General features: G+C 72.9%; 15 protein-coding genes. 10 read left to right on the top strand and 5 right to left on the bottom strand.

The features are described from left to right. Positions 1-28: 28 nt before the first annotated feature. Both ACFCV8_RS32105 and ACFCV8_RS32100 read right to left on the bottom strand, forming a co-directional pair. The gene (locus ACFCV8_RS32105) at positions 29-400 is read right to left on the bottom strand and encodes an ATP-binding protein (RefSeq protein ID WP_376689012.1); all 372 of its coding nucleotides are present in this window, start codon (positions 398-400) and stop codon (positions 29-31) included. A gap of 404 nt (positions 401-804) precedes the next feature. Further along, positions 805-1,764 (bottom strand): hypothetical protein, encoded by a 960-nt coding sequence (locus ACFCV8_RS32100; RefSeq protein ID WP_376689011.1) that lies wholly within the window; start codon positions 1,762-1,764, stop codon positions 805-807. A gap of 118 nt (positions 1,765-1,882) precedes the next feature. Between ACFCV8_RS32100 and dapE the strand changes: the two genes are divergently transcribed. After that, entirely contained in the window at positions 1,883-2,962 is a 1,080-nt protein-coding gene (dapE, locus tag ACFCV8_RS32095; RefSeq protein WP_376689010.1) for a succinyl-diaminopimelate desuccinylase, read from the top strand. 102 nt (positions 2,963-3,064) lie between these two features. Then, positions 3,065-3,814 (top strand): TIGR00730 family Rossman fold protein, encoded by a 750-nt coding sequence (locus ACFCV8_RS32090; protein ID WP_376689009.1) that lies wholly within the window; start codon positions 3,065-3,067, stop codon positions 3,812-3,814. Between the two features lie 37 nt (positions 3,815-3,851). Here ACFCV8_RS32090 and folP read toward each other — a convergent pair whose 3' ends face one another. Beyond that, positions 3,852-4,724 carry a dihydropteroate synthase gene (gene folP / locus ACFCV8_RS32085; protein ID WP_376689008.1) on the bottom strand — a complete coding sequence of 291 codons (873 nt, stop codon included), beginning with the start codon at positions 4,722-4,724 and terminating at the stop codon, positions 3,852-3,854. A gap of 148 nt (positions 4,725-4,872) precedes the next feature. On the opposite strand from folP, the gene ACFCV8_RS32080 reads away from it, so the two are divergent. Beyond that, the gene (locus ACFCV8_RS32080; RefSeq protein ID WP_376689007.1) at positions 4,873-5,373 is read left to right on the top strand and encodes a cell division protein DivIVA; all 501 of its coding nucleotides are present in this window, start codon (positions 4,873-4,875) and stop codon (positions 5,371-5,373) included. Next, the gene (locus ACFCV8_RS32075; RefSeq protein WP_376689006.1) at positions 5,370-5,957 is read left to right on the top strand and encodes a DNA-3-methyladenine glycosylase I; all 588 of its coding nucleotides are present in this window, start codon (positions 5,370-5,372) and stop codon (positions 5,955-5,957) included. Before ACFCV8_RS32080 ends, ACFCV8_RS32075 begins: the two co-directional genes overlap by 4 nt. Before the next feature lie 41 nt (positions 5,958-5,998). On the opposite strand, the gene ACFCV8_RS32070 is transcribed toward ACFCV8_RS32075, so the two are convergent. After that, the gene (locus ACFCV8_RS32070; RefSeq protein ID WP_376689013.1) at positions 5,999-6,811 is read right to left on the bottom strand and encodes an enoyl-CoA hydratase/isomerase family protein; all 813 of its coding nucleotides are present in this window, start codon (positions 6,809-6,811) and stop codon (positions 5,999-6,001) included. Positions 6,812-7,123: 312 nt separating this feature from the next. On the opposite strand from ACFCV8_RS32070, the gene ACFCV8_RS32065 reads away from it, so the two are divergent. Continuing rightward, complete coding sequence (locus ACFCV8_RS32065) at positions 7,124-7,291, top strand: DUF3117 domain-containing protein (RefSeq protein ID WP_069086806.1); 168 nt, start codon at positions 7,124-7,126, stop codon at positions 7,289-7,291. A gap of 102 nt (positions 7,292-7,393) precedes the next feature. Here the strand turns inward: ACFCV8_RS32065 and ACFCV8_RS32060 are convergent, their stop codons facing one another. Beyond that, positions 7,394-8,059: an O-methyltransferase gene (locus tag ACFCV8_RS32060; RefSeq protein ID WP_376689005.1), complete on the bottom strand. Its 666-nt coding sequence runs from the start codon at positions 8,057-8,059 to the stop codon at positions 7,394-7,396. Between the two features lie 183 nt (positions 8,060-8,242). Here ACFCV8_RS32060 and sigE point away from each other — a divergent pair, with 183 nt between their 5' ends. From sigE to ACFCV8_RS32035, 5 genes are all read left to right on the top strand, one after another. Continuing rightward, entirely contained in the window at positions 8,243-9,004 is a 762-nt protein-coding gene (gene sigE, locus ACFCV8_RS32055) for an RNA polymerase sigma factor SigE (RefSeq protein ID WP_376689004.1), read from the top strand. Further along, positions 9,001-10,038 carry a zf-HC2 domain-containing protein gene (locus tag ACFCV8_RS32050; RefSeq protein WP_376689003.1) on the top strand — a complete coding sequence of 346 codons (1,038 nt, stop codon included), beginning with the start codon at positions 9,001-9,003 and terminating at the stop codon, positions 10,036-10,038. Before sigE ends, ACFCV8_RS32050 begins: the two co-directional genes overlap by 4 nt. 150 nt (positions 10,039-10,188) lie before the next feature. Further along, positions 10,189-11,829, top strand: coding sequence for a trypsin-like peptidase domain-containing protein (locus ACFCV8_RS32045; RefSeq protein ID WP_376689002.1), 1,641 nt, complete (start codon positions 10,189-10,191; stop codon positions 11,827-11,829). Between the two features lie 99 nt (positions 11,830-11,928). Further along, positions 11,929-12,405: a sec-independent translocase gene (locus ACFCV8_RS32040; protein ID WP_376689001.1), complete on the top strand. Its 477-nt coding sequence runs from the start codon at positions 11,929-11,931 to the stop codon at positions 12,403-12,405. A gap of 120 nt (positions 12,406-12,525) precedes the next feature. Then, positions 12,526-13,212 (top strand): hypothetical protein, encoded by a 687-nt coding sequence (locus ACFCV8_RS32035; RefSeq protein WP_376689000.1) that lies wholly within the window; start codon positions 12,526-12,528, stop codon positions 13,210-13,212. Positions 13,213-13,252: the final 40 nt, after the last annotated feature.

Below are 13,252 nucleotides of genomic sequence, written 5' to 3'. Positions count from 1 at the left end.
CTCCCGGGGCCCCTCACGCATGTACGGATCAGCCGAGCGGCAGGCCGCCCCGGGTGGCGGTACCGGCGGCGTCGCCGAGGACCTGGCCCGCGGTGCCGGCGGCGCCCCCCGCCGCCTTCTGCACGGTCGGGGCGGCGCCGCCGACGGTCCGGTGCGCGGCCGGGAGGGCCGTCCCGACGAGGCGGCCGCCGGTCTCGCCCGCCACCTGGGTGCCCTGCTTGGCCGTGCCGTCGACCGTCTTGCCGAGGTTGGAGCCGTCGACGCTGGTCAGACCGCCGAGGTCCGGGGTCTGCGGGAGCTCCGCGGCGCCCGCGGCTCCGGCCGCACCGACCACGGGGGCCGCACCCGCGGCGATCAGCAGCGCGGCACGGGCGATCCGGCGGGTCAGGGGGAGGGACATGATGCTCCTTCGACGGAATGAGAAATGCGGTCTGTCCGTTGATCGGACGCAATGACAACCGTCAAAAGGCCGGGGGAGGTTGCGGTGGACCGAGGTAAAGAGTCGGTAATGCGGCGCGTGGCCCGTGGCGGAGGAATCCGGGCGAACGTGGCATTCCAGCGGAGCTTGCTGAACCGTCACTTCACCAGGCCCACCAGGGAATTCGCGGACCGCTGAGCGAGTACGGGAGGGGAGTGCGAGGGGGCGCTCGAAACGGGCCGGAGCGCACCTTCCGGGTGAAGGTTCGAACTACCGTCCACTGACTGACGCGGCCCGCCACCCGGGCCCGGCGCGACCCGTCGCGCGAGCGGGACGCGGCCTTCCCCCAGGGGCGTACGCGGTCTGCCGTCCGGGCCGCACGCGGCCTACTGCGCGAGCCGGATGCGGACGTCCGTGCCGCTGGTGTCCTCGGCTTCCGTCCGCCACCCCGACCCGGCCTCCCACACCCGGCCCGCGTACGAGACCCGGCCGAGACGGAGCGCCTCCGACTGCGCGACCGCCCAGTGCGCCAGCTCCCAGCCGCGCCGGGCCGCGGTGCCGCTCCCGGCGCCCTCCCCGGACTTGCGGGCCGTGGGCACCGGCACCGAGACGACGCCCGTCGCCGCCGCGCCGGCCGCACCCGCGCCGTCGCGGGGCGCCTTGTCGGCGGCGGGCAGCACGTTCTTGCCGAAGGCGCGCACCAGCTCCGCCCGCACCTTCGCCGGGTCGGCGACGGCGGCCGTGGCCCGGGGCGGCGCGCAGTTCAGCGCGGCGGGCGTACGGCCGGTCAGCGCGGCCGCCAGCAGGGCCGCGTCCGGCTCGTGCTTCGCGTACGCCTGCGGGAAGCCGCTGCGCTGCACCCGCTGCGCGGCGACCGTCAGCGGCAGCCGCGAATAGCCGGGGACCTCGGCCAGGTGCTGGTAGAACTCCCCGGCGGAGTACACCGGGTCCAGGATCTGCTCCGCGGTGCCCCAGCCCTGCGAGGGCCGCTGCTGGAAGAGCCCCAGCGAGTCGCGGTCGCCGTGCTCGATGTTGCGCAGCCCCGACTCCTGGAGCGCGGTCGCCAGCGCGATGGTCACGGCACGCTCCGGCATCCCCCGCGAGGTGCCGACCGCCGAGATCGTCGCCGCGTTGACGGCCTGCTCCGGACTCATCCGGTACGTACGCCGCTCACCCGCCGCACCGTCGGCGGACTCCACGACGCAGCCGTCGATGACCTTGCTGCTCGTTATGTACTGCACGGTCATGTAGCCGCCGAGCGCGGCGAGGACGACCAGAGCAGCAGTGATACGCAGGAGGCGGCCGCGGCCTGTGCGGCGGCGGGCGGGAGAGACGGTCCGGGGCACGCGCCCACCGTACTTGAGTGTCCGCCCGGGTCCGAGGGCCCAGGGGCCCTCTTCGGCGACGCCGGGCCCCCGCGCCGCCCGATCCGGTGCGCCCGTCCGGTCCCTTAGGGTCGGTGTCATGCCCGAAACCACACTTGACCTCACCCTCGACGGCCCGGCGCTCACCGCCAGGCTCGTCGACTTCCCGTCGGTCAGCGGTCAGGAGAAGGACCTCGCGGACGCGATCGAGGCGGCCCTGCGCACCCTCCCGCACCTGACGGTCGACCGGCACGGCAACAACGTCGTGGCCCGGACGAACCTGGGCCGGGCCGAGCGGGTGGTGCTCGCCGGGCACATCGACACCGTGCCGATCGCCGACAACGTGCCCTCCCGGCTCGACGGGGACGGGGTGCTGTGGGGCTGCGGCACCTCCGACATGAAGTCGGGCGTCGCCGTCCAGCTGCGGATCGCCGCGACCGTCCCCGAGCCCAACCGCGACCTCACCTTCGTCTTCTACGACAACGAGGAGGTCGCCGCGCACCTCAACGGGCTCGGTCACGTCGCCGACGCCCACCCCGACTGGCTCGCGGGCGACTTCGCGGTCCTGCTGGAGGGCTCCGACGGCGAGGTCGAGGGCGGCTGCCAGGGCACCCTGCGGGTCTTCCTCCGTACCGAGGGCGAGCGCTCGCACTCCGCGCGCGCCTGGATGGGCTCCAACGCCATCCACGCCGCCGCCCCGGTCCTGGCCCGCCTCGCCGCGTACGAGCCGCGCCGCCCGGTCATCGACGGGCTCGAATACCGCGAGGGCCTGAACGCGGTGCGCATCGAGGGCGGCGTCGCCAACAACGTCATCCCGGACGCCTGCACCGTCGTCGTCAACTTCCGCTACGCCCCCGACCGCAGCGCCGAGGAGGCGCTGGCCCACGTCCGGGAGGTCTTCGCGGACTGCGGTGTCGCCGAGTTCGTCGTCGACGACCACTCGGGCGCGGCCATGCCCGGCCTCTCCCACCCGGCCGCCAAGGCGTTCATGGCGGCGGTGGGCGGCACCGCCCGGCCCAAGTTCGGCTGGACGGACGTCTCCCGCTTCGGCTCCCTCGGCATTCCCGCGGTCAACTACGGCCCCGGCGACCCGCTGTTCGCGCACAAGCGGGACGAGCACGTGCGGACCGAGCGGATCACCCACTGCGAGGAGCGGCTCCGCTCCTGGCTCACCGGCTGACCCACGGCATTTCCCCGTCCGTCGCCTCCGGCGATCTACCCTGGCCTGACCAGGGGCGGCCGTCGCCCGACGACCGCCCATCGTTGTCGGAGGGAGCAGGTCATGGGCAACCCCGAGGAAGCGCGCGTCCCCGAGGAGCAGCGGCTCGGGCCGGTGCTGCGCCGCAGGGAACAAGTACAGCCCGGCACCACCGACCAGCGGCTGCTGGACAGCGAGGGCGACTCCGAGTGGGTGCACACCGACCCCTGGCGGGTGATGCGCATCCAGTCGGAGTTCGTCGAGGGATTCGGCGCGCTGGCCGAACTGCCCAGCGCGATCAGCGTCTTCGGCTCGGCCCGCACCCCGGCCGACGGACCCGAGTACGAAGCGGGTGTACGGATCGGCAAGGCCCTGGTCGAGGCCGGGTTCGCGGTGATCACCGGCGGCGGTCCGGGCGCCATGGAGGCGGCGAACAAGGGGGCGCGGGAGGCGAAGGGAGTCTCGGTAGGCCTCGGCATCGAGCTGCCCTTCGAGTCCGGCCTCAACCAGCACGTCGACATCGGCGTCAACTTCCGCTACTTCTTCGTCCGGAAGACGATGTTCGTGAAGTACGCCCAGGGGTTCGTCGTGCTGCCCGGCGGCCTCGGCACGCTGGACGAACTGTTCGAGGCCCTCACCCTCGTCCAGACGCGCAAGGTCACCCGCTTCCCCATCGTGCTGTTCGGCACGGCGTACTGGAACGGGCTGGTGGACTGGCTGCGGGACACGGTGGTGGCCCAGGGCAAGGCGTCCGAGCACGACCTGATGCTGTTCCACGTCACGGACGACGTGGACGAGGCGGTCGCGCTCGTCACGAAGGAGATCGGCCGGTAGGCCCACGCGGGGCCGCCGCTCGGAGCGGCGGCCCCGGTCAGGCCAGACCGCGCCGGGCCACGGCGGGCTCGCGGTGCCCGGCGATGGACGCCACCATGTCCAGCACCTGCCGGGTCTCGGCCACCTCGTGGACCCGGTACACCTGCGCGCCCAGCCAGGCCGACACGGCCGTGGTCGCGAGCGTCCCGACGACCCGCTCCTTCACCGGCCGGTCCAGGGTCTCGCCGACGAAGTCCTTGTTGGACAGCGAGACGAGCACCGGCCAGCCGGTCTCCGTCATCTCGCCCAGCCGCCGGGTCGCCTCCAGGGAGTGCCGGGTGTTCTTCCCGAAGTCATGACCGGGGTCGATCATGATCCCGTCGGGCCGCACCCCGAGCGCCACCGCCCGCTCGGCCAGTCCCACCGTCACCCGCAGGATGTCCGCCATCACGTCGTCGTACGCGATCCGGTGCGGCCGGGTACGCGGCTCGGCGCCGCCGGCGTGCGTGCAGACCAGACCGGCGCCGTACCGCGCGGCGACCTCCGCGAGCTTCGGGTCCACGCCGCCCCACGCGTCGTTCAGCAGGTCCGCCCCGGCCTCGCAGACCGCCTCGCCCACGTCGTGGCGCCAGGTGTCGACGCTGATCACCACGTCCGGGTGGCGGCGGCGCACCTCCGCGACGAAGCCCACCGTGCGGCGCGCCTCCTCCTCGGCGGTGACCTCCTCGCCGGGCCCCGCCTTCACCCCGCCGATGTCGACGATCGCCGCACCGTCCGCGATCGCCTGCTCGACCCGGGCGAGCGCGGGCTCGTCCCGGAAGGTGGCCCCCTGGTCGTAGAAGGAGTCCGGGGTGCGGTTCACGATCGCCATGATCACCGGCTCGTGCGCACCGAATTCGCGCCGCCCCAGCCTGAGCGCACCGCTTCGCATCCGCGTCTCTCCTCTGTTCCGTCACCCGTGATTCGCCTGTGACCCTAAGCGATGGCGGGGCGGCCGCAGGGACGGCTGTCCCGCCGGACACCGGCTGTCGGTGCCGCATGGCACGATCGGACCCGGACAGGTTTCCGCTTCCGGGGAGATGCGCGTGTTCTGGTTCTTGCTGGTGACGATGGTCGTGGTGGTGGCCGCGGTCACCCTGGCGGTGGTCGGCGGGGGGAGAACGGCGATCCTCCAGGACGTGGCGCCCGAGCGGCTGACCGACCCGCTGCCCGCGACCCGGCCGGTCGGCCGGGCGGATCTCGACGCCCTGCGGATTCCGGTGGCCCTGCGGGGCTATCGCATGATGGACGTCGACGAGACCCTCGACCGGCTCGGTGCCGAGCTCGCCGAGCGGGACGCGCGGATCGCGGAGCTGGAGTCCGCGCTGGCGGGCGTGCAGGCCACGGCGGTCGGCGGCCCCGGTCTCGTCGAAGAGGCCCGGGAGCGGGCCCCCGAGGGGTGGCAGCCGCCCGAGGACCGGCCGAAGGCCCCCTGGGAGGCCCCGGCCGAGCCGGCCCGCCACACCGACGAGCACGCAACCGACGAGCACGCAACCGACGAGCACGGAACCGACGAGCGCGGAGAGGAGCCCCGGCGATGAGCGACGGCACCGAGAAGGGCCCGGACGGCGCGCCGCGCTGCCCCTGGGGTCTGTCCACCGAGGACTACATCGCGTACCACGACACCGAATGGGGCCGTCCCGTCCACGGCGACGACGCCCTCTTCGAACGGCTGTGCCTGGAGGCCTTCCAGTCAGGCCTGTCCTGGCTGACGATCCTGCGCCGCCGGGAGGGCTTCCGCGCCGCCTTCGCGGGCTTCCGGATCGCCGAGGTCGCGGAGTTCACCGACGCCGACAAGGAGCGCCTCCTCGCCGACACGGGCATCATCCGCAACCGCGCGAAGATCGAGGCGACCCTGGCCAACGCCAAGGTGCTGGCCGGCTGGGACCCCGGCGAGCTGGACGGACTGATCTGGTCCCACGCCCCGGACGCGGCCGCCCGGCCGGCCCCGCGCACCACGGGCGACGTCCCGGCGGTCACCCCGGAGTCCACCGCCCTGGCCAAGGACCTCAAGAAGCGCGGAGTCCGTTTCGTCGGCCCCACCACGGCCTACGCCCTGATGCAGGCGTGCGGCCTGGTCGACGACCACCTCGCCGGCTGCGTGGCCCGCGGCACCGGGGCGTAGCGGCCGCGTCCGGCCGGGATCCGCCGGACGCGGCCCGGGCCCTAACGGCCGAGATACTTCGGCTTCTCCTTGTTCAGGAATGCCCGCACCGCGATCGTGTGGTCCTCGGAGGCGCCCGCCCGGGTCTGGAGCTCGTCCTCCTTCTCCAGGGCCTCGCCCAGCCCGTGGTCCGCGCCGTGGGCCAGGGACTCCTTCAGCGCCGCGTACGCCACGGTGGGGCCGTCGGCCAGGGTGCGGGCCACCGCCGCGGCCTCGGCGGCCAGCTCGGCGGCGGGCACCAGCCGGTTCACGATGCCGAGCTCGTAGGCGTCCTGCGCGGAGATCGAGCGCGGGAAGAGCAGCAGGTCGGCGGCGCGGCTCGGGCCGATCAGCCGCGGCAGCGTCCAGGAGACGCCCGAGTCCGCGGTGAGGGCCACTCCGGCGAAGGAGGTGTTGAACGAGGCGGTGTCGGCGACCACCCGGTAGTCGCAGGCGAGGGCGAAGCCGAAACCGGCTCCGGCGGCCACGCCGTTCACCCCGGCCACGACCGGCTTCGGCATCCCCGCGATGGCCCGCACGATCGGGTTGTAGTGCTCCTTCACGGTGCTCAGCGCGTTGCCGCTGCCCGCCTCGCGGGTGCTTTCGAGCGTGGCGACGTGCTCCTTCAGGTCCTGCCCGACGCAGAACGCCCGCCCGGTCGCGGTGAGCAGCACGGCACGTACGGCGGTGTCGGCGGCCACGGATTCCAGCGCGTCGCGCAGCGCCACCTTGGCCGCGGTGTTCATGGCGTTCATCGCATCGGGGCGATTGATCGTGATCGTCGCCAGTCCGTCGCTCACTTCGCAGAGCACGCTGTCCGCCATGTGGTCGGCCATTTCGTAGTCCCTTCGCACCTGGGCCATGCCTGTCCAGGCAAGCATGGCCGACTCCGGCGGGGGCCGACATGTGACCTGCGTCTAATAAATGCGCGCCATTGCGGGGGTACAGGGGGCGGAGTATCGCAGGCCGATCGCCGAATTGAGTGGTTTTGCGAGAGCGCGTTGCACAAGCGATGCAGACCGATGTTGGTCATCGGGGTCTGTGATGCGGGATAATGGCCTGGAAGCAATGTGTTCGATGCCGGTGACACAGCACCCTTCATCGGGGCCGCCGGTTGCGATGAGCTGGTTTCAGGAAGGGGAACGAGCATGGCGGCCATGAAGCCGCGGACGGGCGACGGCCCGCTCGAGGTGACAAAGGAGGGGCGGGGCATCGTCATGCGAGTTCCGCTCGAAGGTGGCGGTCGGCTTGTCGTGGAGCTGACGCCGGACGAGGCCGGTGCACTCGGCGACGCTCTCAAGAAGGTCGTCGGCTGAGCCCAGAAGCCCACACTTCACCGCTGCCCCGGCACGTCGTCCGTGCCGGGGCAGCGGCACATCCATGACCGCCCGCACCCGCCGGGCCGCCCGGGGCCGGGATCAGCCCTGGCGCACCGCGCACAGCAGCCCGTCGCCCACCGGCAGCAGCGTCGCCATCAGCTCCTGGCTCTCCCGTACCGTGCGCAGCAGCTCCCGCACCCGCAGCACCTCGGCGGGCTGCGCGGCCGAGTCGACCGTACGGCCGTCCGCGAACATGCCCTCGAAGCAGACCAGGCCGCCGGGGCGCAGCAGGCGCAACGATTCAGCGAGGTATTCCAGGGTCTCCAGCCGGTCGCCGTCGCAGAACACGAGGTCGTACCCGCCGTCCGCGAGCCGCGGCAGTACGTCCAGGGCGCGGCCCGGAATGAAGCGGGCCCGGTTGGCGGCGTACCCCGCGGCCCGGAACGCCTCGCGGGCGAACTGCTGGCGCTCGGGCTCCGGGTCGACCGTGGTCAGTACGCCGTCCGGCCGCATCCCGTCCAGCAGGTAGAGCCCGGACACGCCCGTTCCGGTGCCGATCTCGGCCACCGCCTTGGCGTCCGTCGTGCCGGCAAGTAGACGCAGCGCGGCGCCGGTACCTGGCGACACCGGGCGGAGCCCCGTCTCGTGGGCCCGGTCGCGGGCCCAGAGCAGAGCTTCGTCCTCGGCGACAAAGGCGTCGGCGAATGCCCAGCTCGTCTGCCGGTTGGCGGTAATGACCCTCTCCTGTCCCCTTAGTTGGCGCAACGGTGACTGTATCCGCTGTGCCCGGGAACCCGCAGATGGGACCGGGCGTTATGCAGGGGCAGGGGAAAGCCCGGGGAAACGGCCCGCCGATCGGGTCCGGTATCCGCGGGCCGGCGGTTCCCGGGGGCGATCCCCGGCCCCAGCAGGAATAAGGCTTATCCGGAGCTAACGGGCGAGGTGGCTATGGTAGGGGCTCCACTGGACACCACCAGAGCCGATAGGGGAGGTGCGGCTGCGCCTGTGGATCGGGGAGGAGTGCTGCGGCGCTTTCTCAGGTCGGCGGGTGAGCCGAAATCCGTGACCAACATCGCTGACCGTTCTTCCAACGACTCCGCAACGACCGCGACCTTCGCCTCCGACGCGGAATCCCAGGCGTGGACACCGCCCTCTTGGGAAGAGATCGTCAGCACGCACAGCGGCCGGGTCTACCGCCTCGCGTACCGGCTGACGGGCAACCAGCACGACGCGGAGGACCTCACCCAGGAGGTCTTCGTCCGGGTCTTCCGGTCCCTGTCGACCTATACGCCGGGCACGTTCGAGGGCTGGCTGCACCGCATCACGACGAACCTGTTCCTCGACATGGTGCGTCGCAAGCAGCGGATCCGTTTCGACTCGCTCGGCGACGACGCCGCCGAGCGGCTGCCGAGCCGCGAGCCGTCCCCGCAGCAGGTCTTCAACGACACCCACTTCGACGCGGACGTGCAGCACGCGCTGGACACCCTGGCGCCCGAGTTCCGTGCCGCCGTCGTGCTCTGCGACATCGAGGGCCTTTCGTACGAGGAGATCGCCGCGACGCTGGGCGTGAAGCTCGGCACCGTGCGCAGCCGTATCCACCGCGGGCGCTCGCATCTGCGCAAGGCCCTGCGGCACCGTTCGCCCGAGGCCCGCGCCGAGCAGCGCTCGCTGGCGGGCGCGGTCCTGGCGGGGGAGGGCGGAACGGCGTGAGCGGCACAGATCCGACCCCCGCGGAACAGCACCTGGGGGACCGCCTCGCCGCGCTTGTCGACGGCGAGCTGAAGCACGACGCCCGTGAACGGGTCCTCGCCCACCTCGCGACCTGCGCCAAGTGCAAGGCCGAGGCCGCGGCGCAGCGGCGCCTCAAGAGCGTCTTCGCCCAGTCCGCCCCGCCGTCGCCGTCCGAGGGCTTCCTCGCCCGGCTGCAGGGCCTTCCCGGGGGGCCGGGAGGGGGCGACGACGGCCCGGACGGACCATTCGGCGGCTCCGGGCGCTTCGCGGAGGGTTTCTTCCCCGTGGTCCAGCCGTCCGGCAGCCGCCCCGGCGCACCGGCGAACGAACCGTTCGGCGGTTTCGGCTACCTGCCGGTCCCGCACGGCTCCTCCGCCGTGCTGCCGGCCGGATCCGCCCGTTCCGGCTTCCGTATCCACGAGGTGGGCCGGGAAGGCGAGCGGTCTCCCTGGCGCGGCCGGAGATTCGCCTTCGCGGCCGCCAGTGCCGTATCGCTGGCCGCGATCGCGCTCGGCGGTGCGCTGCCCTCGGGCGCCGGTTCCAGTCCCGCGGCCCGGGCCGCGGGCGGCGGAAACGCGGTGACCCCGCTCGACACCACGGCGCGCGGCGAGAAGGGCGGCTCGGTCAGCCGTCGCGGCAGCGGCGGCAAGGGCCTGCTCGGGGTGCGCGGGGAGCGCGAGAGCTCGACCGCCGCCGCCCCGTCGGCCGTGCCGGGTGCCGCTCCGGCGGCACCGGTCGTCGCCACCACCCCCGCGGTGCTCTCCGGGGAGAGCCTCGCGGGCAGCCCGTTCGCCACGGGGGCGCTGAACAGCACGTCCGCGTCGCCGCTGATACGCCCGACCGCCCCCACCCCGCTCTTCGCCGAGGTCTTCGGCCGACTGGTCACGAAGCCCCCGGTGTCCACCGCACCGCCGCTCGGGGCGCAGTCGTCGCCCCCGCCGTGGGCCAAGCCACCGAGTCCGGCCATGCCCGCCCCGGCCGACCTCCGCCTGCCGCTCTCCTCCCGGCGCTGACCGGAGCTCCGCGCTGGCAGCCGAGGGGTTGTGCGGGCAGCCGAGGGTCTGCGCAAGCATTCGCAAACCTGGTTGAATTCCGGGAGCAGTTCCGGGAGGAACGCCCCGGCGGGGCGTGCACAGGCCAGTTGCGGCAGTTTCGGGGAGAGCATGGAAGACGGTAAGTCCACCGGGCCGAAGGCGAAGTGGTGGAGCAGGCCCACGTCGACGGCCGTCACCCGCACCACGCCGGACGAGCCGCCCGCCGCTGAGGAAACGCCGCTCCCGGCCGGCACCCCGGCCCCCGGGCCGCTGCCCGAGGCCCCGGCGGCCCGGCTTGTGAAGCCGCTGCACGAGCCCGACGAGTACAGCACCCCGCCCTACGGCGGTCCCGGCCCCTGGGCCCCCGCGCCCCCCGTGCAGCGGCCGGTCCCGACCCCGGCGCACGGCACCCCCGTACCCCCGCAGCACCCGGGGACGAACGGCGCGGGCATCCCCGCGCCGCCCGCCGCCGCCCCCGTGCCTCAGCAGCCGCACACCGCACCGCAGCCGCACGCACCGCAGCAGCCTCCCCAGGCCCAGCAGGCTCAGCAGCCCCAGCAGGGAACTTCGTCGCAGTGGCTCCAGTACGACCCCTGGGGTGCCCCCGGGGAGCCGCTCACCAATCCGGGCCCGGCGCTCGGGGCCGGGACCGGCCGCGGGAAGAGCCGACGCGGCTCCTTGCTGATCGGTGCGGTGCTGCTCGCCCTGGTGGCGGGTGGCATCGGTGGCGGCATCGGCGCCTACGTCGAGCGCAACGGCGGGCTCACCCGGGTCGAGCTGCCGCAGGCCTCCCGTGACACCGGCGGCCGCGCCCCCGACAGCGTCGCCGGAATCGCGGCCAGCGCCCTGCCCAGCGTGGTCACCCTCCACGTCAGCGGTTCCACCGAGTCCGGCACGGGCACCGGCTTCGTCCTCGACTCCTCCGGCCACATCCTCACCAACAACCACGTGGTGGCCCCGGCCGGTCAGGGCGGTGAGATCACCGTCACGTTCAGCGGCGGGGAGACCGCGCGCGGCGAGGTCGTCGGCAAGGACAGCGGCTACGACCTGGCGGTCGTCAAGGTCACCGGCGTCTCCGGGCTCAAGCCGCTGCCGCTGGGCAACTCCGACAACGTGCGGGTCGGTGACCCGGTGGTGGCCATCGGCGCCCCCTTCGACCTGTCCAACACCGTCACCTCCGGCATCATCAGCGCCAAGGACCGGCCGATCACCGCGGGCGGCGAGAAGGGCGACGGCAGCGACATCAGCTATGTCGACGCGCTCCAGACCGACGCACCGATCAACCCGGGCAACTCCGGCGGTCCGCTGGTCGACACCGACGCCCATGTCATCGGCATCAACAGCGCCATCCGGGCCGCCGACAGCAGTTCGTCGGAGGAGGGCGGCCAGGCGGGTTCCATCGGCCTCGGCTTCGCGATACCGATCAACCAGGGCAAGCGGGTCGCCGAGGAGCTGATCAACACAGGGAAGGCCACCCACCCGGTGATCGGCGTCACCCTCGACATGAAGTACGCGGGGGACGGCGCCAAGGTCGGCGTGCGGGAGGCGGGCGGCAAGGACGCGGTGACCCCGGGCGGCCCCGGGGCCAAGGCCGGGATCAGGTCCGGGGACGTCATCACCGAGGTCGGCGGCCGGCGGGTGCACAGCGGCGAGGAGCTGATCGTGAAGATCCGCGCGCACCGCCCGGGCGACCGTCTGGAGCTCAGGCTGACCCGCGGTGGTAAAGACCTGTCCATCTCTTTGACACTCGGCTCGGCCGACGGCACGTGACAGGCCCTGCGCGCTACCGCGCGGGCAGTTTCGACGGGTACCGTGGGCCGGGTCCGGACCTCGACCGACACGGTCTCGGAGAACACAGGGAGCAACAGGGTGTTCAATGACATAGGCGTACTCGAGCTGGTGACGCTCGCGGTTCTGGGCATGCTGATCTTCGGCCCGGACAAGCTGCCGAAGGTTATCCAGGACGCCTCGCGCTTCATCCGCAAGGTCCGTGAGTTCTCGGAGAGCGCCAAGCAGGACATCCGCACCGAGCTGGGACCCGAGTTCAAGGACTTCGAGTTCGAGGACCTCAACCCCAAGACGTTCGTCCGCAAGCAGCTCATGGAGGGCGGCGACGACCTGGGGCTGAAGGAGATCCGCGAGAGCTTCGACCTCCGCAAGGACTTCACCGAGGTCGCCGACGCGGTGAACGGCCGGGAGGTGGAGTCCGCCGACTCCCGCAGCAGCGTGTCGAGCGGTTCGGCGATCACCGCCGCCAACGGCTCCGCCGGCGCTCCGGACCTGCTCAAGAAGCGCGACCAGCCGGGCAAGGACGACCGTCCGCCGTTCGACGCCGACGCCACCTGACCCCCTGCCAATCCCGGCTCGCCGGGAGGCTATGGCTATTCTCCATCTGTCCGGTTGTGAGTACGCCCGCTGGGGGGCGGGCCGTTCCGGACCCAACGGATCGAGGAGGCGGCCGGGCAGATGGGGACGACGAGTCGGGTGGGCGCGGAAGCCGCGCCGGACACAACCACCGCGGAAGACCCGCAGGGCACAGCCACCGCGGACGGGGTGTCGGCAGCCCGGCGTACGGTCGTCGACGGCTTTCGGGCAGCCGCGTTCCCCTGGTACGGACTGGACGGGGCCTTCACCGGCCCGCGCCGTCTGATGCAGGTGGGCACGGCGGCGGACGGCACCGTGCAGCACGGCTCCATCGGCCATGGCGACGAGCTGTCGGTCCGGGAGGCGGGCGCCGAGAAGCAGCGGTTCGCGGTCGTGGTGTCGATGGCCAGCAGCCCGGTGCGGCACAGCGGCGACGGTACGGGAGTGCTGGACGCGACCACGGTGTCCTCCGCGGCCTGGCTGGCCGGTTCCGGTCTGCTCGCCTGCACCTGGCCCGCCCAGATGGACCATTCGCTGCGTGACGACTGGCTGGACCAGCAGACGGAGACGGCGTTCGAGCTCGCCGACGACCTGGACGGCCCCGCCTGGTCGGCCCTGTCACTGCCGGTGGACGGCGTCCCGGTGCAGTTCCACTACCGCGAGTCCGAGTACGGCTGGGTGCTGGCGGGCTCCACGCCCGAGGGCGTGCACCTCGGGGCGTACGGGCGCGGGATGAGCGCGTACGGGCTGGGCTTCTCGCTGATCGACGACATCACGACGTACGCCTGAAGCAGCACGGAGCGGGACGAGCGGTGACCGGGACCCGGTC

This window comes from Streptomyces sp. NPDC056347 (assembly GCF_042262625.1).
Taxonomy (GTDB): domain Bacteria; phylum Actinomycetota; class Actinomycetes; order Streptomycetales; family Streptomycetaceae; genus Streptomyces.
Note: the sequence above shows the minus strand (reverse complement) of the source record. Positions and strands in the feature narration are given on the sequence as shown.

Excerpts from the sequence above, each read along its gene's own strand:
- ACFCV8_RS32105 (WP_376689012.1), bottom strand. The coding sequence starts at position 400 with ATGTCCCTCCCCCTGACCCGCCGGATCGCCCGTGCCGCGCTGCTGATC.
- dapE (WP_376689010.1), top strand. The coding sequence starts at position 1,883 with ATGCCCGAAACCACACTTGACCTCACCCTCGACGGCCCGGCGCTCACC.
- ACFCV8_RS32090 (WP_376689009.1), top strand. The coding sequence starts at position 3,065 with ATGGGCAACCCCGAGGAAGCGCGCGTCCCCGAGGAGCAGCGGCTCGGG.
- folP (WP_376689008.1), bottom strand. The coding sequence starts at position 4,724 with ATGCGAAGCGGTGCGCTCAGGCTGGGGCGGCGCGAATTCGGTGCGCAC.
- ACFCV8_RS32080 (WP_376689007.1), top strand. The coding sequence starts at position 4,873 with ATGCGCGTGTTCTGGTTCTTGCTGGTGACGATGGTCGTGGTGGTGGCC.
- ACFCV8_RS32075 (WP_376689006.1), top strand. The coding sequence starts at position 5,370 with ATGAGCGACGGCACCGAGAAGGGCCCGGACGGCGCGCCGCGCTGCCCC.
- ACFCV8_RS32070 (WP_376689013.1), bottom strand. The coding sequence starts at position 6,811 with ATGGCCGACCACATGGCGGACAGCGTGCTCTGCGAAGTGAGCGACGGA.
- ACFCV8_RS32065 (WP_069086806.1), top strand. The coding sequence starts at position 7,124 with ATGGCGGCCATGAAGCCGCGGACGGGCGACGGCCCGCTCGAGGTGACA.
- sigE (WP_376689004.1), top strand. The coding sequence starts at position 8,243 with ATGGTAGGGGCTCCACTGGACACCACCAGAGCCGATAGGGGAGGTGCG.
- ACFCV8_RS32045 (WP_376689002.1), top strand. The coding sequence starts at position 10,189 with ATGGAAGACGGTAAGTCCACCGGGCCGAAGGCGAAGTGGTGGAGCAGG.
- ACFCV8_RS32035 (WP_376689000.1), top strand. The coding sequence starts at position 12,526 with ATGGGGACGACGAGTCGGGTGGGCGCGGAAGCCGCGCCGGACACAACC.